Source organism: Citrobacter sp. RHBSTW-00671, from assembly GCF_014103415.1.
GTDB lineage: Bacteria > Pseudomonadota > Gammaproteobacteria > Enterobacterales > Enterobacteriaceae > Citrobacter.
Genome location: NZ_JABXPR010000001.1, coordinates 1,753,923 through 1,773,273, shown reverse-complemented (window position 1 = coordinate 1,773,273; position 19,351 = coordinate 1,753,923). Strand labels below are relative to the sequence as shown.

Genomic DNA, 19,351 nt, shown 5'->3' with positions numbered 1-19,351 from the left:
ATCAACCAAGATCCATCGATCGGTACAAGCAATTTTACTAAAGCGGATCATTCATCGAAAATGTTCAAAAATACATCACCTTAAATCAGGCCATGGAGTCATGATGGATAGTAAAACGATTAGCTGCCCCTTCTGCTTTACACAAAGCCCGCACGGCGTGCGGATTTGCAAAGGTTGCCATGCAAAAGTGGCCTATGGTGAAAGTCCGCTCAGTGTGGCATTCCTGTTTCAATTCGTGGCATTCGGTCTCGCCTGGTTAGTATTTTCATTGACCGGTAGCACTCCTGTCTCAGTCATTACATTTTTTGCCAGCGTCATTATTCTTATCTGCATAATTAAAAAGAAATATGCAGACAGAGTTGTTTTTATACGGTGATATTAATTTCGCACCACCGCAAACATAAAAAATTAATATGGGAGAACTTATGAACAGATTCATGATTTCTGTTTTTTTATTTCTGCATTACTTATTTCTGGTTGTTCAATATCAGGCAACCAGCATCTAAAAAAAGAAACATCACAAAGTCTGCAGTCGAAGATTATCAAAAATAAAACAACGAAATCAGAAATCATTACCGCATTAGGTGAGCCGGAAACCAAAGCTACACTTGATAGTGGCAATGAAGAATGGACTTATTCCATGGATAACAATCAGTTTGATGCCACCACATTTATTCCCGTGATTGGACTGCTGACAGGGGGTTCACAGACGCAGGCCAAAACGCTGGAAATCGAATTTAAAGGCGAAACGGTCAGCAAGTGGACGTTCTCTGAAAACAACAGCAAGATGAAAACCGGTCTTATTCAATAACGTACTCTACAGTCTGGGATTATTTTATGAAAACATATGCATTTACCACACTCATTGCGTCCATTTTTTTGCTGAGTGGCTGTACCGGTGAACCGTCTGAGCAGGATATTTACACTGCGATGAATAAGGTCGTGGAGCAGACGAATGCCATCGTTAAATCCATAGCAGGTAAAGATGTCCCGAAAGACGCACTGCGGGAATTAAAATCTGTCAAAAAGCATGACTGCGTGAAAGTATCGGATAAAAGCTATAAATGCAATGTAACAGCTGTTGTCGATAACGAAAAACGCACAGCGGAAGTCACGCTGGTCAAAACGGATGATGGCTGGCAGGTCGTTGACAAGTAAGACCACAGTAAAACAATCCCGCCAGGCAGGACACCAAACCGGTGGCTCCTGCCTTTTTAATGCCCGGTAATGTCTTGCGGGAAACGACTGCTTTTATGTCACTCTGCCATCCCCTGTCCAGTACGTATCCGCTGCCTCACAGCCTTTTCCTGACCACGGATCCTGGTGGTGTATAAGCCAGAGAACGTGCAATGCGTTTCTTTTCATACTGTGCCAGTAAATCAGCATAAATGTGCTCTGCTTCATCCAGATTGCCTGAAATATAATTCACGAGCGAATTCAGGCAATGCAGTAATGTGTCACTGTTTGCGAGTTGCCTGAGCAGAGGGGCCTTTAGGGTAGAAACGACACCCATAAACATCTGCATGATATTATCAACGTGATAACACGAATTGCGATATTGCGCCCGCGAATAAAAATACTTCAGATGGTATCCAGCGAAAAGCACATAAAGTTTTCTGTAAAAATTATTGTTATTAACACTGTCGCGATGGTGTGTTATATATTTATCAACAACAAATATAAACTTTTCTTCCTGAGATGAAACACAAATATTACTCATAACCCTCTCCTTTTTTGTTTTTATAATTAAGTACTATCAGCTTTAAAATTTAAATCAATACTAAATTGAAAATATTTTATTTTAAAATGACAACTATTTATTCTTTTAATACTGGAAACAGCTTTCGCTGTAGTAATGTTGAGTCCGATCGATTGCATTACCACTTCCTTTTTTCAAAAGCCAGGTAGTTTCCAGATTTCAGATAAAACCCCTTCAGGAATTTTTTTGAGAGAGTGCTACGCACCGGCTCACGCCCCCGACGACAGATATATGTAGATTATTTTTACCCGTCAGATGAAAACCCAACGTTTAATCCCTCTTGCAGCGCCGCTGAGTGCCCACAGCACTCACTCGCTGAAGCAGAAAGGATTTTTCCGAATGGGTTCCGGCGTGGGCCGTATTAAGTTAACGGGTAAATCATGTAGTCGGGTCCACTCTATCGCTAAACTCAGCAGTCTGAATCTCTGCGCGAAGCGTATTTGTGCTGAGAGCTAAACCCAACTGTCTGAACTCCTGCGCGAAGCGTATTTCTACTGACAGTTAAACACTATAGCAATGTTCTGAAGCCCAGTGGCGCAACACACAGGTGCGCGGGCTTCACTTAAGGAATAATATTACGAAGGAAAATCAGCAATAGCAGTGTTTATCAAACTGTGTACAATGGAATTTTGTGTCAGTCTAAAACTAAATTTCGGTTTCTTGTTTCTTTATCACTCTTTTATCTTGCAAATACAAAAAGAAAATTAATAAATTACATCAACAAGTTAAGATAGAATATTGGTTGTATCTTTCAGAACCAAAAATTATTAATAACATAACAGGTGATGGTGAAATTTAGCACCCTTCGTAATAACTCTGACACCCCTTAATATTCCACTATAAAAATAAGCACAGAGTAATAAATATAATATTTTTTAAATTTTTATTACTAATAATATTGACAAAAAAATTTAATATGCCATATCTGTTATCACAATAATAAAAAAGGAGCCATTATGTCAAACACAAGTGTTATGTTAACTAAAGAACAAAAAGCAATTATTGCAGAAGCATTAGATGTTATGCCCGAAGATCTGGAAGAAATAAAAGTTAAAGCAAGTGCCTGTAAAAAGACATCCTTTCGTGATGATTTTTCGATGGTCTTTAAAGATAATATGGCCACACTCGCCCGAATGGATCTGACACCAACGGCATTCAGAATTGTTCTTTATCTTTTCTCAGCCATTGATTATGGAAATATTATTCCTGACTTTTCACAGTCACGTACCGCCAGAGAGTTAGGACTGAATAAATCGAATGTTTCACGTGCATTCAGAGAATTATTTGAGAGGAAAATACTGATCCGTAATGCTGAAGATGGTCAGGTTTACCTGAATTCTAATTTATGCGTAAAAGGTATTCCTCATCGTTTCAATGAAGATCTGATGGATAAGTTCAGTAAATCCAGACTTGAGACTGAAGACTTTGCCACTTCATTCAACTTTTATCGCGCAGGGCGCAAAGCAAAGCCTGTAAAAAAATCCAGAAACAGATATCCAACTGACGGTATTCCATTTTAAAATGGCATAACAGCGCTGGTGATTTCACTCCTGGCACCAGCGAAAAATTTAACAAAATAAAGGATATCTTTATGAAGCAAAGGCTCCCAACTGATCTTTACCAGAATAAATCATCAGATGAAAAATGCAATCTGAACAATACTGTTCACAATGTGTTTTGGCTTCTCACATTAATTGCTTCATACACACCAGATAAAAACACTGTTTACCTGAGTTTTCACCGTGCAACATCCATCGCACAGCAGGAAGAGATACATATCACACCAGCCCGATTTTATCAGGCCATCGATAAACTGATTGATACAAATGTTATTATGTGTACTGAGTTTAAATACCAGTATCGTTTAAACCCTGTATTTTTCAGTTATCTTAAATAAAACAAAGGGCAGAGAATGAAAGTTCAGGATATTCCTATCCTGCCATGCTTGCTATAGCAAAACCACATGGCCACTATCAAAAGCACATAATTTTTATATATCATTGCCAGTAGGATTAAAATAAGAAGGTACAGACTTGTGCTGTCTGTACCCATGATAATTCATTACAGACTTTACACCTTTTTACCTGCGTTATTCTTTCTGATAATATTTTTTTCATTGACAAGGTGCTCAATACACATTCGTACTTCATCATTAATGGTAACATCTGTAGCACCCTCGACCAGTATAGAACACAACAAATAAAGAAGGACGTGCTCAAACTCTATCTCTTCGACTGGATCTACATAATTACGATAGGTTTCAATAGCCTCATACAAGCTATCCGGTGAAGTCACAAATGCACATACAAAATCTTTATCTTCCGGTACTCTGATTGAATTATTCATTTTAAATCTCCTGTACTTATTAATCTATAATGTCACGGTAAAAATGCCATCATAATTTTCACCAATGACTATTGTTATTACTTCTTAATACCAAAGCCTGACCTAATACTACTTATAAAATATCAGGCGGCCCTCTACTCATTGTTGAATAGCACCATTTATTTTTACACACCAAATTTAATACACTCATCATTAACCCCGTAATCAGGCTGCATTTTTACGTGAACGCTCAATTGCAGATGCGATCCATTCATCAACTTCGCTTTCGACAAATGCAATTGCACGCGAACCAATTTTTATTGGTTGTGGAAATAAACCTTCGTTGATTAGACGATAAATCCAGGCCTTGCCATAGCCGGTTCTGTTCATAACTTCTGGGAAGCGAATTAGGCGAGTATTTTGATTGTTCATTTTGTTTTCCCTTTGTCGTTGTGATGGGATCACTATACGAACAGTTGGGAAAAGAAAGGAGCGAGCTTCCTAACTGCAGGGTTACGGTCTGCCCTGCAGTAGTAGACTTCGGGAATTCGAGATCAGTTAGAATCAGAGAGTTTCATCACATCTGAAACTCTCATGTTTTTCAGGTGGGGATTTCGGTTCATGAAAAAATTGAACTGCCTAATGAAGTCTATCGTTGCAGCTTTCATCGCAAGCGGACGATCTGAGTCTTTAATGTGATACCCTAAACGGGTAGTTGTTTCTTCATCTTCATCAGTATAAAGAAGCCGGGAGAGGCGATCATCTGAGATTCTTAGTTCTTTCCTTTTTGCCCAAAGTAAGATGTCCAGCATCGCAACCAACCTGTAATTTATGATTTTTTTAATGGTTCCGTAGCCGAAACGAACGATACCGGTTTCATTGACTTCCACTCCTTTTACCGATCTCCATTGTGGCAGGGCCGCTTTTATCGATTCGGCTATTTCATCGTCAGTACCACTACCAAGATCGATTTCAAGCAACACCGTTTTCTCACATAAGGGGGACAAGAGTTGTGACACATAAGCTTCGTGATGAGGCGCATTAACACAATATTCATCGTTTCCTTCCTCCCAAGTGAAAAGATTCACACTAAGGGCCATCACACTAAGTTCAGCAAGCCTGGTGATATCCGTGATAAAAATGTGTGGAGGACTGTAGAGAGTATCGTTAACTGTTGGATAATCGAGTTGTTTCCCTCTGAAAAGATGGGGGTTCCCACTGAAAATTTCAGTCATGTACACCCATAGCCCTTTCTTTTCTTCGTCAGTAGGCCCTGGCTTGTACAGAAGCGCTCTTGCCCAAAGTTCGTGATACAAGGCATTTAAACTGATGTCTTCGAGCTTGCGATAGTTATCTATGTCAAGCCAAGCTTTGATTTCTTTAGTATGCTCTGGTGACCAGTTTTTCAAAATTCAAATCTCCTGCCTTCTTAAAGATTTAAGTCATACGAATAGAGTTCAGTTAGTTTGAAAAAACTACCGTATTAACTAATCGATGAAAAGCAGTTCCTGCTTGCACGTTAACCTAGCCAGAAGGAAGTTGAACTGAGAAATTTGTTATCTTTTGATGCAACTTGCCAGGGTCTACGTCCTGTCAGGAGAGAAGAGGCAGGGATATGACCCGACTACGCCCTGCCTCTTACTTTACTCTGGGCGTATCTTGTCGTTGTTCTCGACCTGTTTGCCAGAAAACCCGGTGGGTGGCAATGAAATTCAAGTCTCACCTGACAGCAAACTTACCATCAGAGCACTGGAAATGGCTTGGGAGCGCCGGGGGTCAACAACGGGTAAAAAGTGATCCACATACCGCCACCACCGACGGTCTAATGTTGATCCACCTTGTTTACTCAGGATTAGCTTCAGCGACAACCCCGGCTTTCCGTTTTTGCTTCAGTCGATAGCCTTCTCCTTTTATTTGTACGACGTGTGTGATGTAAAATCCGGTTCAACATTGCCGATATAATGGTAGCATCTCCCACGAAGGTTTGGTCCTATAGTCCGGACGGTAGGTTACAGGCGTAAATTTACTGCAGGTGTTTCTGATGTATCCACGGGTGGTTTGTTGAAATTTTTATTCCGCACATCATGAACACCTTTCCCCAGTAGTTGCATTTCACAGAATTTCTGATATTTAATGACTTAAACATTTTTTCATGGGGGTGTTTATGGACTTAGTCATGTCCTTATTACAAAAGGGATTATTAGAAAAGGCATTAGACCTTGCCATTTCTGAATCATTCTTCAATGCAACGTCGCCTGATGGTATAAAGAATGCTTTAAAAGCTGGCTATGATATTAATGCTGTTAATAATAACGGTGACAATGCCCTTTTTAGCTGCAGAACCCTGGAAGCCATGGATTGCCTGCTAAGTTATGGAATTAATATACATCATATCAACGGACATGGGCAAAATGCGCTCTTTCATCAAAAAAATCCAGAAATACTGAAGAAACTGATTGGACTGGGTTTAGACACCTCGCATACGGATACTAATGGCTACACATGCATTTTTGAACATTACAGGAATGCTGAAGGACTGACAGAATTAATTAATGCTGGTTGTGATATAAATCACATCGATAAAAAAGGAAGAAATATTCTCTTCCTGCCCCTCTCCCCGGAAGTTTTATCCGTAGCAATAGATGCTGGATGCAATGTCAATCAAATTGATCATTCAGGGAAAGGGTTTATTGACAATGTATATGATTATGAATTACATGATATCATTCTTTCGCATATTGATAGATTTGACAGAAGAACGCTGCATGTAGATTTTTGTAATCTCGACTCAGCTTTTTTCTTGTATTACCTTTCTGAACATGGATTCAAAATAGAACTTAATAAAGACCATTTCACCATTAACAGTTACATTGGTGATTATAAAGAAATCTTATCCATACTTGATTTCATCAGTGAAATTCATGATATTCACTTCTATAAATACAAAGGCGGCCCTCTCTATAAAGATATCGACAAGCAAATTGTAAAGTGGATGATAAGAAATAAGCTCTTGGTTGATTTATCAAAAATAAATAAACACAAGGATTACGAAGAAATTAATTCATACAAAATCCGTCGCGAACAGCAAGAAATCTCCAAGCATTTAAAACCTGCTAAAAGTATATCTGTAACAGTTAAAAATGGCGGAAGATTGTGAGAGCTTATATGTGTGATTTATTCGAATTGTTTCAATATACTGCCTCAACATGAACAAAGAAATTCAGCATTAACTATATTGGGAATTACTCTATGAAACGTATGGTGCTAAGGGTCTGACGCCTCTGGCTGGTGATGTGGAAGCAGCAGGCAATTTGAAAATATCTGCTCGTTGTTTAGTAAACTTGTCAATCATTACCCAAGTGATATTGGTTATCAGCACTCGTGCTGGATCACGGCACTTCTGAAAATAAAAACTAATGAGGTAAAGAATTGTCAGACGTATTCAGGAACTGCCCGTCGCTGATAGCCAGTATCAATGTCAAATCAGGTTCTGATCTCCTAATCGTGCTCTCGCGATCAGTTTTCATAGAAACAGTATCCTTTATGCTCAGAAAGGCATATACCCCTAAAGTAGCTCAGGTTTATCTGGTTGAGGCTAGGACGCGAAGCCATTGGGGAATCTGAAAAAAGTAAAGACTGTGTGATTTGTGAGCTTGATTGAATGCACTATGAGCTCCCGCCGCTGGCGATATTGCTTAAACACCACCTGCAAATAGATCGATAGTCCCCACGAAGGAACGAGGGCATATGCCAGCTTACGTTGTTCGGGAACTTCTGCTTAGTGCCAGTAGCGGACGTTACTAACATAATTCAAGAAGATTAAAGTATTCCGGAAACGATTTTGTTAGAATGTTTTAATTATGTAACCAAGATACATTTTCTTATGAGAGTATATGCGTGTTTTTATCTTATAATCAGAAGATTACAACCTGAACTTGTGATAGTAAAGTTACATAATTAATTATGTTAACATTTAAAAAATCATAGGAATGCTAGTGATAAAGCCTGAAATTACATCTCTATTCAAATACTGCCCTATCGGTAAGAATCAATTAAGTGCTCTTGCACAGCGGAAAATCTGGTACTCAAAACCGGCAGGATTTAACGATCCTTTTGACACCCAATTTTATGTGAGAGGACAAAGGCATGTGTACGAACGGGAAATGGACTCTGAAAAATTATCAGCCATTTTTGGTGAAGATATGTCAGATGTAATGGTTTCCCAAAAACGTTCTCTTGATGAACTTTTGGACAGATTTAAAAGCGGTTTAGAAAAGTTAGGTATTCTTTCACTAGCAAGCAGTAACAAAAATTTGCTGATGTGGTCGCATTATGCTTCTGAACATAAAGGTATGTGCTTAGAGTTTAAACGCATCGCCGGCACAGCCTTAGCAGATGATAAAACAACCAGACCGATGAATTACAATGATAATTATCCATCGATACAGGCAAGTTCAATTTTAAATGAAGTCGATACATTATCTAATAAAATTAGAATATTACATACAAAATCTAAACATTGGGAATACGAGCAGGAGTGGAGACATGTAGTTGAGCAAGGTAATGAGTTACATCCTTGGCCCGCAGAATTAGTTTCTGTTTATTTCGGCTGCAAGACAGATATGTCAGATATACATTTGGTAAGAAGTATAATTACGGACCCAAATGTTAATTACTATAAAGGGAATTTGTACAGTGATAAATTTGACATTTATTTTCAACCGATATAATTACTTAAAAACATATATACATTAACTAATATTAAGTATTATAAATACATCATGATCGATTGAATGTCTGCTGTTCGCTCACAGCAGACCTTCAGCTCAGTTGCTTGGTCCGCTTCGTGCCAGAAGCGGAAGTTGCTAGGCTCATACTGCATGAATCACTGAGAAAGAGATCATACCACTTGAAAGCATCATGCTATGAACACAATTATCTTCTTCGACGGTAAAAAAACCTAGGCCATGTTGAAGAGAGCATCTTAGACTGACTTCCTAAATGTGATCAGCTTTAACTATCGTAATAAACAACCTGTAGAGGTCGTTTTTTGTGCTATAAATCAAAAAATTAGATAACATCTCCACTTGAAATTATCTTTTTATTCTATAGTGATTTACAATGGCTCTGAATAATTTGAATTATACATCTTTTGTCAAATAAATATATGTGGGGGGGATATGTTTGATGATTTTGATTTTAACTTACTAAGCTCAGATGAATTTAAAGAGGATTCAGTCAGAGAAGAGTTGATTTTACCAATTATTAAAGCTCTTGGTTATAAAGCATCGGGAGATAGCCGTGTAATCAGGAGCAAAACGCTTACACATCCATTTGTCTCAATAGGTTCACAGCCAAGAAAGATTTCAATAGTACCGGATTATGTTTTTCTTTCTAACGACCGACCATATTGGATTCTTGATGCAAAGGCTCCTAATGAAAAAATAACCAAAAGCATGCACGTTGAGCAAGCCTATAGTTATGCTATACATCCAGAAATAAGGGCAGAAATGTATGCATTGTGCAATGGGAATGAATTTGTTCTATATAGTATACGGGAACTCCACCCAATACTTAGATTTTCTTTAAAAGACATTGGTAATTACTGGGAAAAATTATTCAGGATATTAAATCCAGATATTAAAGCCAATCCGGATGTCTTGAATTATGCGCCTGATTTTGGAATTCACATTCGAAAAATGGGTTTGGTTAAAGATGGTTCTTTTAGTGCCCCAGCTATAAATACAAAATTTATTAGTCGAATGAGCGAACGGTCATACACGTGCATATCTACGATACCCGGAGATATTGACATGGCCATTTCTCTGGACTTTAATAAAAAAACATTCAAACAGCTACTTAAAGTACTTCCATCAGAACAAGCAAATAAAATTAGACAGGCTTTAGGTCAACAACCTTTTCATATACATTTCTCTGAAAACGATCCTGACGTAAAATTCGGAATCACAAGTAATATCAGTAATGAAATACATCACAATGCTGAAGAAAGCTACATTCCTTTCATAGTTAAAGAGGTATTTCCTTATAATAACTCAATCGACGAATGGGAAGAGTTAGCCAAAAGAGAAATGGAGTGAGTTGGTATTTTTAATTTTGCATAAAATTTTTGGTAAATGATTCTCGCGAGCGAATTTAAACCGGTGTAAGCCGGTTTTTTTTACAGTAATATGCTCCCAAATATGAACTAAAGCATCCATTCATAATTCACTGCTCAGCTCCTATTACATTAGCTAACACATTACATTGTAAGTAAAGGCTACTTATCAGTGGTGAGGATAATTGCGAACTTCCACTTTTCGCTCATAGCAGACATGAATACTCTGCTGATTGGCCGCTCCGTGCCTGAACGGGCGAGGTACACCATCTACTCAAACGGACAAGTTTATGGATCACTACAGTATTTGAGATAGAGCAGTTTTTATTGACCTCCTCAGTAATCAGACGCTAAATATCCCGCCACACTTACATTTAGTATGCCTATAGAGGGTTTTATTTTGAAGTCGCTAGGCATGTTGGAACCATGCGAGGTACTGTGGTTCTACTTTATGGTTCCTTTTTGGAACCCATAACGAAATTAATTTAAACAAAAACATTAAATATCAATACACTATGATTAAAAGTACAGGGACACCAGCCCACCACTTGCTCTTCCGGATACGTCCGGGGAAATCCTGAAAGCCCGCACGGCACAAGCCCTGCGGGCTTTTTTGTGTCTGTCGTTGTCCGAGAACATCCGGCTAAATCCAGAGAAAATTGGTACACGTTTAGGTACACGCTATACTGTAGTCCATTAAACGTGTACCAATTATGGAAGGGATCCAGACATGGCGCGCATCACACGCCCCCTCACTAACAACGAAATCCTCAAAGCTAAACCCCGTGAAAAAGACTTCACCCTTCATGATGGTGATGGCCTGTTCTTGCTCGTCAAAACAACCGGTAAAAAACTCTGGCGCTTCCGCTATCAACGCCCAGCCAGTGGCAGTCGAACCAATTTGAGTCTCGGCTCATATCCTGCCCTTACACTCGCAACAGCTCGCCAGATACGTGACCAACATTTGGCTACACTCGCGCAGGGGATGGATCCACAACAGCAGCAAGAGCAAGCATCAGAGCAACGTCAGATTGAGCTGGATAGCATTTTCTCAACTGTGGCCGCCAACTGGTTCAAAATGAAGAGCAAAAGCGTCACAGAGGACTACGCGAAAGATATTTGGCGTTCTCTAGATAAAGACGTATTCCCAGCAATAGGCGCGATACCTGTTCAGGAGATTAAGGCCAGAACGATAGTTGAAGCATTGGAACCAATCAAAGCACGCGGCGCATTAGAGACTGTTCGTCGCTTGGTCCAGCGCATTAACGAAATAATGATTTACGCAGTCAACACCGGCCTGATTGATGCTAACCCGGCATCAGGTGTTGGAATGGCATTTGAGAAACCCAAAAAGCAGAACATGCCCACGCTACGACCAGAAGAATTGCCGATGCTTATGCGCTCTTTAGTGATGTCGAATCTCTCTGTTTCGACTCGTTGTCTTATTGAATGGCAGCTCCTGACCCTAGTTCGTCCATCGGAGGCATCTGGCGCTCGATGGACAGAGATCGATCTCGATACAAAGCTCTGGACAATTCCTGCAGAGCGGATGAAGGCTAAGCGTGAGCACATTGTTCCTTTATCACCACAAGCAATAGAAATTCTGAATGTGATGAAACCTATTAGTGCACATCGAGAACATGTTTTTCCCAGCAGAAATAATCCAAAACAACCTATGAATAGTCAAACTGCCAATGCTGCACTTAAGCGAATAGGTTATGGTGGGAAATTGGTTGCACATGGCCTACGCTCTATAGCAAGTACTGCAATGAACGAAGCAGGGATGAATCCAGATGTCATAGAAGCTGCTCTTGCACATATAGATAAAAATGAAATAAGAAGAGCATATAACCGAAGCACATACATTCAGCAACGCGTTGAGCTAATGGAATGGTGGGGTAATATAATAGCCCATCACTGAACAATAGCCCTAATTAGGACCTAAAATTGTTTTAAGTTCACTATTCAATATAGTTCCTTTATCAATTTTATGTTTTAAATCTTGGAGAAAGGAACTTTCATACCGTTCCTTTAATTTTATTTCAGCATCTAAATTCATTGATGCAATAAATAAATTCAACTCCTGCAATAAATACGCCCTCAGCTTTATAAGACTCAATATGAAATTTATTTTTCTATAGTATTTATATGTATCACTTAAATTATCATTCACTAATCCTCGCATATTCCACCCCCAACCCTTAGTAATTTTCAATATTTCTAAATTCTTTACATTTGAATATTGTATATAGTTCCCACCAAATAAATCCATTACATGATGAGGCATATCCTTACACGCACTTAAATTAATAATAAAGTCCCTGACCGACATCCCACCACCACACTCTTTTGGTATTGATAACTTGAGAACATGTTCAATGCTTTCATAAGCCTTGTGTTTTCCATGCTGTCTTTTAATTAAATTACTATAAACAGGAACAACCATCACGGCTACATTCAGAAACTCAAAAATATTAATCCCATCGATACTCTGAAAAAAAAACTCATCATCAAATGAATATTTATAATATTTCACCCCATTATTATAAAGCAAGTCAGAAGTAAATTTCCGCATTACATCACCAACTAAACCAGCACTTTCACGATATTTTTTGCCGGTTATTACCTCTAAGAGTTTTACTGTTTTTGTTATATCTTCCTCACTCCCTACAAACTCTATAGCTAAATATCCATAGTTAGTATAGTTAGAGTAAGGCGCAACAAAACTTTTAAGATCATTTATAAACATATGGCAATGATTTTCATTCACATTCACTGAATGTTTTTTATATATGGCCGATAGTAATTTCCTCACATATATAAACCTCTTTTTATTATAAATCATGACATCTCCTTACTTTTAAAATATTCTATGTATTTTTTCTCTTGCTCCTCTATGTCAGAGAGCAGAGTGTTAACATTTCTAGAAAACTTTGTTTTATCAGAATACGCAGAAGTCATCATGAATGTTGCGAAGAATACATCCCATAAATTGTAAGATGGCATGTTATTTTTCTCTGCATACAATCTGACCAATGCACTAGGATGCATATATATTTCTTCTGGTATTGCGTAGTAACTACATCCAGAACTGGAGTATTCCAATGGAATGCTGGCTAACAAATCATATAATTTCCTTCCCCAGTTGAATCTCAAACCATACATATTAATGTTAGTGTCATCATCAAGAGTTAGCCCTAACCCATATATAAACTCGATTTTTTTGGAGTCGTCACCAAGGTAGCAAGTCCATTCATTTTTAATTATCTCTAGAATTTCATTGTTCTCAAAAAACTCTGCTAAAACAATACCCATTCCTGTTACAAACATAAAATTTGCGAAGGGAGGAATTGAAAAAATAATCTTTTGTGTTTCTGCAAGAGCTACAATATCTTCAGAGCCATATAATAATAAAAATTGAGACAGGCTCTCTTTTAATGCACAAGGGTATAATAACTTCACAATCTCATTGTCATTTTTGATGAATCCATTGACTAATTCATTTGTTATCCAATAGCACCTGTATCCATTATAATCTGGCATGCTGCTATTTATTTTTAAATTACCTCTACCGTGCATTACTGATAACATTTTAACTTTACTTACTAACTGCTTATTAAACCAACCATCCAAATAACCTTCATTATTTTTGCTGATCAAGCTAATATCATGAGTATTACTTATAACTTTTGATACAAACTCATCTCTCTTAGAAAAAACAACGTGCCCTACTTCATTCAAATTAATTTCATTCACAAACCAAAACGATTCATCATAAAAACCTGTAAGAGTGTTAATTATCCGTTCAATTCCCCCCTGAACTCTTAAGGATTCGATATTAATTATATCCTCTGCTATTTGACGAGACGAAGTTACTACCTTACCTTCTATTTTCTTTTCTAATATTATCTTATCTTTAACCACTTCCAAATATTTTAATGATTCACGCGAGAATTTATGTAGGTAGATGTTTCTTTTATCAAACCAATTTATTGACTCCACTAAATCATTCATCGCGGACAAGTCTATTTTTTCAACGAATCTAATATAAGATAAGAATAGCATTATGGGCAATGAAGATAAATACTCCCACACTCCAATCGTTTTGGATAAGCCGCCATCACCTAAGGTCAATAGCTTAATATTTTCCGCGTCGTTGAAAACCCTATAGACATCATTCAGTAATTCAATCGATAGCTCTATGTCTCCATCAAGTGATGATTGTTCAAAATAATTCTGAATCGCAATCATCGTACCATTGATCTCATCATACCTCTTATTTTTAACATTCGTATTAAGGCATTCAACAATAATTGAAAAACAAGCTTTTTCTAACCAGTTATGATTTTTTATACTTTGAGGTGATGCAAGAGTCGCCGTCGCAAAATTCACGTCAAGTTTAAATCCAGGCGTAAAGTACAACTTTTCATACTCATATATATCCTCAAACCACATACTATTTGTAGGGATCTTATTTTTCAATTTACGGTAATTATATAAAAAAACCACTAACTCTGTAGCCACACCAACAAACCTATGTCCATTAGTTATTTGATTACGCCCTATTAGTTCGGTTAAGCGTACTAATGTTAATAAATTTGCTTTTGCAAGTTTATATTCGTGCGCTTGAAAACTTTTCTCATACCAAAGAGAATCCCCAGCTATAACGTTATTTATTGATTTATTGACCTTTTCCATCACCAATAAACTCAACCTTGACGGATCAAATAATTCAAACATCCTTTTACCTAGAGGGATAAACGACATAGCAGCTACTGCCGAACCTATAAAAATTAATACTATTGATAACGGATTAGTCGCCACCCCTAAACAATTTAGACAGAGCTGTATAACACCGAACACAGTAAATAATGATAAAAACCTTAAATAGAAATTACTAAGCCTATCATTTATCAGAACTCGTCTTATCTTATCATCCGTGTTTGCGTAAATTACACCAGCTATTGCAACCATAGCAGAGAAATACAAACCAATAAAAACACCACTTATACTTGTTACAACTCCAAGTAGAGTCCCATAGTTCCCACCTCCGTCAACCTTAAAGGATAACCCCTTAAAGAAATCAGAGAAAAACGATTGAGAGAAATAGAGAAACAGGCTAATTAAGATAGGCATTACCAATGAAAAAAAAGATAACTTGAGCAATGCAAACCCTGCGCCCGCATTTTCTCTCTTTTCGGTTATTGTGTTTTTGAGTTTATATAGATATTTATAAACCTCAAATACTAAACTTTTAATAGCATAATAATATTGCCACGATTTCTTTTTTCTCATGAAATAAAGTGCAATTTTTGATGCAAGCATAAATCTCTATCCCCAGAGTATCGGCTAGATTCTTACCAATTCCTTCAAAAGAATTTTAACACCCTACTTCGATTTTAACACTCAGCGAGAGAGATATTTGTGATTTTCACTTGTTACTTGAATGCCTAGATAATAATTATTGTTTTGTTCACGGCGCGCAATGCTCTCCCCGCCACGCCTGCCCGCTTAAGAGGTCGCTTTTAATGCAGGTGCATGAACGGCCTCAGGCCGCGCCGGTACTGGTGTTGCGTGGGATAAAAAATACGGGGATTTGCATGCAAAACCATGCACCTTATGGATGCATGGCTTTTTTCGGCAAAAATAGCGGAATTTTCGCGGATTTTTTTGCGTGCTACCGTGCGGCCAGTTCTGCACGTCGGCGGGTGTAAATCAGGTTCTGTGCCGGAGTGAATTTCTGGCGATTATCATCCCGCGAAGCCGCATCAGGCCTGAATCCGATGGCCGTTAAAATGTCGCTGTCCTGCTCGGAATAATTAATTTTTTCACCGGCGGACAGCCACACCGACAGGGCTTCACGCAGATAATCAACCGAGTGCTGCATGGCGCTCTGTTTTACTGCGGGAAGCTGTTCGTGATATCCCATAAGTTCAGGCGCCAGCGTGGCGGCCAGCTCCGCGCCGTGCTGCTGCATAAAGTCATGGAGACGGTTGCGGATGCTGATGTGCTGCACCTCCTCATGTGAGCGGATATAGCGACCGGCGGCCTGATTAATTTCCCATTTTTTCACATCGATATTGTCGCGCAAATCCTGCATTCTGCGCGGGATTTGTTCGTCACCGGCAAGGAGCTGTTCACGGTATTCCCGTTCAAGGTCTGCAAGTTCGGCTTTACGTTTCAGCCAGGTGTTTTTGTTCGTCTGACAGGCCTCAAAGGCCTGCTGTATTGTCACAGTGGTCACGTGTCTCTCTCCTGATTAATGCCGGAACGGCGAACTGTAGCAGCCCTGTACTTTGCGCGGCGGCGGTGGCGCCACCGGCGCGGGGTCGGGTTTCTCCGGTGCGGCACGTATCACACCGTCAACCGACTCGATGGTGCGGAAAGTGGCCGAGCATTCGATATTGGTACACTGGTGATAACGCTGTTTGACGTTTTCCGACAGATACCGGCTGGTACGGACGTGCGCGGTCTTTTTGCAGAACGGGCAGTGAAACATGATTCAGCCCTCTGCCTGTTCGTGGTCTTTTGCGGCCAGTTCAGCGGCAAGCTTCATCCGTCTGGCCGGGCTTCTTAACAGCGCCATATCAACCCCGGTTATGACCGGGCGATTCATGCCCGTTACGGACAGAACCGGCTCCTGCTCCATATCAAAATGATACAGGGCTGACTGCAGATTCAGGGCATCACCCAGCTCACGAGTCACGGTCGCACGCGGCGAGGTTTCTCCGCTCATTTCCAGCGACCGTATACGCAACAGAAAGGCACGTAACAGTGCGGGGCTGATACCGGCTAACGCCTTCTTTCACTCGCTGTTTGCGTAGGTAGTGAACGCTTTTTCATGGGCGCTGATATAAGCCGTACCGGAGGAGCATGCACCAAGCATGGCGAGGCTTTTGTCTTTCTCCAGCTCGGTAATCAGACCGGTGAACTCATCAGCCAGTTCGCGGCTGGCGATACGTTTACTGTGTTCAGCTTTCAGTTCAGGAGTGAGGTTACCGCGCAGGGTTCGAAAGCGGCTGCGCCAGTCCTGTTCGGCCTGTGCGCTTTCACTGAGGGCAGTCTGTCGTTCCTGCTCACAACGCTGAATGGAAGCCTCAATGTCGCTGAGTTTACCCATGCTGGCCGTGTGTGCGTCTTTTGCTTCGTTAAGTGCGGCCAGCGCACCGGCAATACGTTGTTCCGCGCCTTCATCCTGTTTACTGATAACGGTCTGCATGGCTTTGATAATGAGTTCGGGTTTCATGTTCAGGCTCTCCGTGTGTTCAACCTGAAATGATTCTGACGCCTCCTGCACAACAACACGATTCATTGCCGTTGTCAGAGTGCTGGCACAAACAGACCTTAAAAACCGGCTGGCCAGAGAAAGGTCGCAGGAAAACCTTACTCACCGTTTGTTTTTTTACTTATAACTATTCACCACTGTTCACCTTAAATAAAAAGATAAGTAATACAGTAAGTTAAAGGGTGAACAGTTAAAGATCTGACTGTTCACCGTCTGTTCACCACTGTTCACCTTTCAGTTTGTTCAGCCAGTCAGCTACTTAGACTTTTTAGCGATTAAAAAATAGAAATATATAAACAAAAGTAATCATAAATGGGCCACCGGTTTGCCAACATTTACCAAAAAACGGCCAACGTTTGCCACTGTATAAAAAACGCTCTGTTGTGTGATGGAGCAGTACAAAATGACTTGTTGCCCTGCGTAAAAATATTCACAAAATAGAGAGCTACCCGAAGCCGGACGGACACGACCGGCACTGTATGGACTTTGTGAGGTAGCCCAATGCACATCGCTTTTTCTTCCCCGTCTTCTGCCCCTGCCGCCCCGCTGATGCCGGTTTCTGATACCGTTCACGAGCGCTTTATCCGTCTGCCCGAAGTGATGCATCTGTGCGGCCTGTCCCGCTCGACCATTTACGACCTCATCAGCCGGGAAGCCTTCCCGAAACAAATCTCCCTCGGCGGAAAAAATGTGGCGTGGGCGCAGTCTGAAATCACTGCATGGATGGCGGATCGCATTGCCGAACGTAACCGGGGCTATGACGCATGATGATGACCGTTCAGCAAACAGCCCCTTTTTCTGGCTTGCTTCTTTTCGCCGTTTCCAGGTATAGTTTTCCCGCTGTCGCAAAATCGGCAGCCGGGCGTAGGAACCCGAGTTACTCAATGGCGACACCGGACGCGCCATGCGTCTTTTTTTACGTCGTTGCTCAGGCACACCCATTTTTCGGGCTGTGGTGTTTACACCTTAGCCCCTGTCAGATAATGGTGATCCGGGCGGGGCAGCCTTCGGGCTGGCCGGTATTCATTGAGGCCGGTATTCCTACCCCCGTTCGGGTCACCACCCATGAGCGTAGGAACTCCGGTGGTGGCAATAACCGCTACTCAATGGAGGTTGCCACTATGGCTACGACCCTCACCCCGTCACACCCGCAGTTTGTCTTTGTGTTTGCTGCTGTTCGTCGCGCAGACCGTACCCCTCGTATTTGTATGCTCCGCACCGTTGCCGGTGATGAGCACGCCGCACGCCTTTCTCTCGTTCGCGATTACGTTCTCTCGTTTGCTGGCCGTCTGCCGGTTGCGGAGGTTCGCGCATGAGACACACCACCATTACCGCCCGTGACCTCGAATGTCTGGAGCATATGCGCAATGTCGGCCAGCTCGTCGGCGACCTGATGCAGGTGCAGGATTGCGCCACCGTTCGTCGTGACCCGGCGCAGCAGTTACAGCTCACCTCCGTGATTTACCTCATGACCGCCCAGCTCGACGGCGTGGTCGAACGCTGCAATCAGCAGTGGCTGACCGGGGAGGGTAACGTATGAAACAGCCATTACCGCCCGTATTACGCGCCGCGCTGTATCGTCGCGCCGTGGCCTGTGCATGGCTGACCCTGTGCGAACGCCAGCACCGCTACCCGCACCTCACCCTCGACGCGCTGGAAAGCGCCATTGCCGCCGAGCTGGAGGGCTTTTACCTGCGCCAGCACGGCGAGGAAAAAGGTCGCCAGATTGCCTGTGCACTGCTGGAAGATTTAATGGAAGCCGGACCACTCAAAGCCGCGCCGTCGCTGTCCTTTTTCGGGCTGGCCGTGATGGATGAGCTTTGCGCCCGTCATATCACCGCACCGGCACTGCACTGAGGGAGAAAAT

The 19,351-nt window shown here is 40.9% G+C and carries 20 protein-coding genes and 4 pseudogenes; 14 read left to right on the top strand and 10 right to left on the bottom strand.

Annotated features, from left to right (window positions below; all coding sequences use genetic code 11):
• Window positions 1-103: 103 nt before the first annotated feature.
• From HV261_RS08505 to HV261_RS08495, 3 genes and pseudogenes are all read left to right on the top strand, one after another.
• Window positions 104-376: a hypothetical protein gene (locus HV261_RS08505; RefSeq protein WP_000377562.1), complete on the top strand. Its 273-nt coding sequence runs from the start codon at window positions 104-106 to the stop codon at window positions 374-376.
• A gap of 49 nt (window positions 377-425) precedes the next feature.
• Window positions 426-811, top strand: a pseudogene (locus HV261_RS08500) (SEN1984 family lipoprotein).
• 26 nt (window positions 812-837) lie between these two features.
• A complete protein-coding gene (locus HV261_RS08495; RefSeq protein ID WP_085037116.1) occupies window positions 838-1,158 on the top strand; it encodes a cell wall-binding protein in 321 nt (106 codons plus the stop codon).
• Between the two features lie 136 nt (window positions 1,159-1,294).
• On the opposite strand, the gene HV261_RS08490 is transcribed toward HV261_RS08495, so the two are convergent.
• Window positions 1,295-1,720 (bottom strand): hypothetical protein, encoded by a 426-nt coding sequence (locus HV261_RS08490; RefSeq protein WP_022646896.1) that lies wholly within the window; start codon window positions 1,718-1,720, stop codon window positions 1,295-1,297.
• A 995-nt stretch (window positions 1,721-2,715) separates the two neighbouring features.
• Here HV261_RS08490 and HV261_RS08485 point away from each other — a divergent pair.
• On the top strand, window positions 2,716-3,279 hold the full coding sequence (locus HV261_RS08485; protein WP_202037998.1) for a helix-turn-helix domain-containing protein: 564 nt from the start codon (window positions 2,716-2,718) through the stop codon (window positions 3,277-3,279).
• 71 nt (window positions 3,280-3,350) lie between these two features.
• Window positions 3,351-3,656: a hypothetical protein gene (locus HV261_RS08480; protein ID WP_202037997.1), complete on the top strand. Its 306-nt coding sequence runs from the start codon at window positions 3,351-3,353 to the stop codon at window positions 3,654-3,656.
• Window positions 3,657-3,829: 173 nt separating this feature from the next.
• On the opposite strand, the gene HV261_RS08475 is transcribed toward HV261_RS08480, so the two are convergent.
• The 3 genes from HV261_RS08475 to HV261_RS08465 all read right to left on the bottom strand — a co-directional run bounded on the left by HV261_RS08475 (window position 3,830) and on the right by HV261_RS08465 (window position 5,493).
• Complete coding sequence (locus HV261_RS08475) at window positions 3,830-4,105, bottom strand: hypothetical protein (RefSeq protein WP_001065761.1); 276 nt, start codon at window positions 4,103-4,105, stop codon at window positions 3,830-3,832.
• Window positions 4,106-4,309: 204 nt separating this feature from the next.
• Window positions 4,310-4,516 (bottom strand): helix-turn-helix transcriptional regulator, encoded by a 207-nt coding sequence (locus HV261_RS08470; RefSeq protein WP_032298274.1) that lies wholly within the window; start codon window positions 4,514-4,516, stop codon window positions 4,310-4,312.
• A 122-nt stretch (window positions 4,517-4,638) separates the two neighbouring features.
• Entirely contained in the window at window positions 4,639-5,493 is an 855-nt protein-coding gene (locus HV261_RS08465; protein WP_044255155.1) for a DUF6387 family protein, read from the bottom strand.
• A gap of 240 nt (window positions 5,494-5,733) precedes the next feature.
• Between HV261_RS08465 and HV261_RS08460 the strand changes: the two are divergent.
• Window positions 5,734-5,860 (top strand): annotated as a pseudogene (locus tag HV261_RS08460) (IS3 family transposase); the annotation flags it as partial.
• Between the two features lie 66 nt (window positions 5,861-5,926).
• On the opposite strand, the pseudogene HV261_RS08455 reads toward HV261_RS08460, so the two are convergent.
• Window positions 5,927-6,074, bottom strand: a pseudogene (locus tag HV261_RS08455) (ATP-binding protein); the annotation flags it as partial.
• A 174-nt stretch (window positions 6,075-6,248) separates the two neighbouring features.
• Here HV261_RS08455 and HV261_RS08450 point away from each other — a divergent pair.
• From HV261_RS08450 to HV261_RS08435, 4 genes are all read left to right on the top strand, one after another.
• Window positions 6,249-7,241: an ankyrin repeat domain-containing protein gene (locus tag HV261_RS08450; RefSeq protein WP_044255152.1), complete on the top strand. Its 993-nt coding sequence runs from the start codon at window positions 6,249-6,251 to the stop codon at window positions 7,239-7,241.
• 832 nt (window positions 7,242-8,073) lie between these two features.
• The gene (locus HV261_RS08445) at window positions 8,074-8,814 is read left to right on the top strand and encodes a DUF2971 domain-containing protein (RefSeq protein ID WP_044255149.1); all 741 of its coding nucleotides are present in this window, start codon (window positions 8,074-8,076) and stop codon (window positions 8,812-8,814) included.
• A gap of 450 nt (window positions 8,815-9,264) precedes the next feature.
• Complete coding sequence (locus tag HV261_RS08440) at window positions 9,265-10,182, top strand: type I restriction enzyme HsdR N-terminal domain-containing protein (RefSeq protein ID WP_202037996.1); 918 nt, start codon at window positions 9,265-9,267, stop codon at window positions 10,180-10,182.
• A gap of 747 nt (window positions 10,183-10,929) precedes the next feature.
• Window positions 10,930-12,120 carry an integrase domain-containing protein gene (locus tag HV261_RS08435; RefSeq protein ID WP_202037995.1) on the top strand — a complete coding sequence of 397 codons (1,191 nt, stop codon included), beginning with the start codon at window positions 10,930-10,932 and terminating at the stop codon, window positions 12,118-12,120.
• 9 nt (window positions 12,121-12,129) lie between these two features.
• On the opposite strand, the gene HV261_RS08430 is transcribed toward HV261_RS08435, so the two are convergent.
• From HV261_RS08430 to sid, 5 genes and pseudogenes are all read right to left on the bottom strand, one after another.
• Entirely contained in the window at window positions 12,130-13,044 is a 915-nt protein-coding gene (locus tag HV261_RS08430) for a hypothetical protein (RefSeq protein WP_202037994.1), read from the bottom strand.
• A complete protein-coding gene (locus tag HV261_RS08425) occupies window positions 13,041-15,524 on the bottom strand; it encodes a hypothetical protein (RefSeq protein WP_202037993.1) in 2,484 nt (827 codons plus the stop codon). The genes HV261_RS08430 and HV261_RS08425 overlap by 4 nt, the downstream gene beginning before the upstream one ends.
• Before the next feature lie 352 nt (window positions 15,525-15,876).
• The gene (locus HV261_RS08420) at window positions 15,877-16,443 is read right to left on the bottom strand and encodes a phage polarity suppression protein (RefSeq protein WP_202037992.1); all 567 of its coding nucleotides are present in this window, start codon (window positions 16,441-16,443) and stop codon (window positions 15,877-15,879) included.
• A gap of 15 nt (window positions 16,444-16,458) precedes the next feature.
• Complete coding sequence (locus tag HV261_RS08415) at window positions 16,459-16,698, bottom strand: STY4826 family bacteriophage gene regulatory protein (protein WP_000468229.1); 240 nt, start codon at window positions 16,696-16,698, stop codon at window positions 16,459-16,461.
• Window positions 16,699-16,701: 3 nt separating this feature from the next.
• A pseudogene (gene sid, locus HV261_RS08410) lies at window positions 16,702-17,445 on the bottom strand (capsid size-determining scaffold Sid).
• A gap of 540 nt (window positions 17,446-17,985) precedes the next feature.
• Between sid and HV261_RS08405 the strand changes: the two are divergent.
• From HV261_RS08405 to HV261_RS08390, 4 genes are read left to right on the top strand one after another with little or no spacing between them, the layout of a single operon-like run.
• The gene (locus HV261_RS08405; protein ID WP_000546674.1) at window positions 17,986-18,252 is read left to right on the top strand and encodes a helix-turn-helix transcriptional regulator; all 267 of its coding nucleotides are present in this window, start codon (window positions 17,986-17,988) and stop codon (window positions 18,250-18,252) included.
• Window positions 18,249-18,800 carry a host cell division inhibitor Icd-like protein gene (locus HV261_RS08400; protein WP_023251666.1) on the top strand — a complete coding sequence of 184 codons (552 nt, stop codon included), beginning with the start codon at window positions 18,249-18,251 and terminating at the stop codon, window positions 18,798-18,800. Before HV261_RS08405 ends, HV261_RS08400 begins: the two co-directional genes overlap by 4 nt.
• Window positions 18,797-19,024, top strand: a complete 228-nt coding sequence (locus HV261_RS08395; protein ID WP_001216599.1) for a hypothetical protein — start codon at window positions 18,797-18,799, stop codon at window positions 19,022-19,024. Before HV261_RS08400 ends, HV261_RS08395 begins: the two co-directional genes overlap by 4 nt.
• Window positions 19,021-19,341 (top strand): DUF5375 domain-containing protein, encoded by a 321-nt coding sequence (locus tag HV261_RS08390; RefSeq protein WP_032259921.1) that lies wholly within the window; start codon window positions 19,021-19,023, stop codon window positions 19,339-19,341. The genes HV261_RS08395 and HV261_RS08390 overlap by 4 nt, the downstream gene beginning before the upstream one ends.
• Window positions 19,342-19,351: the final 10 nt, after the last annotated feature.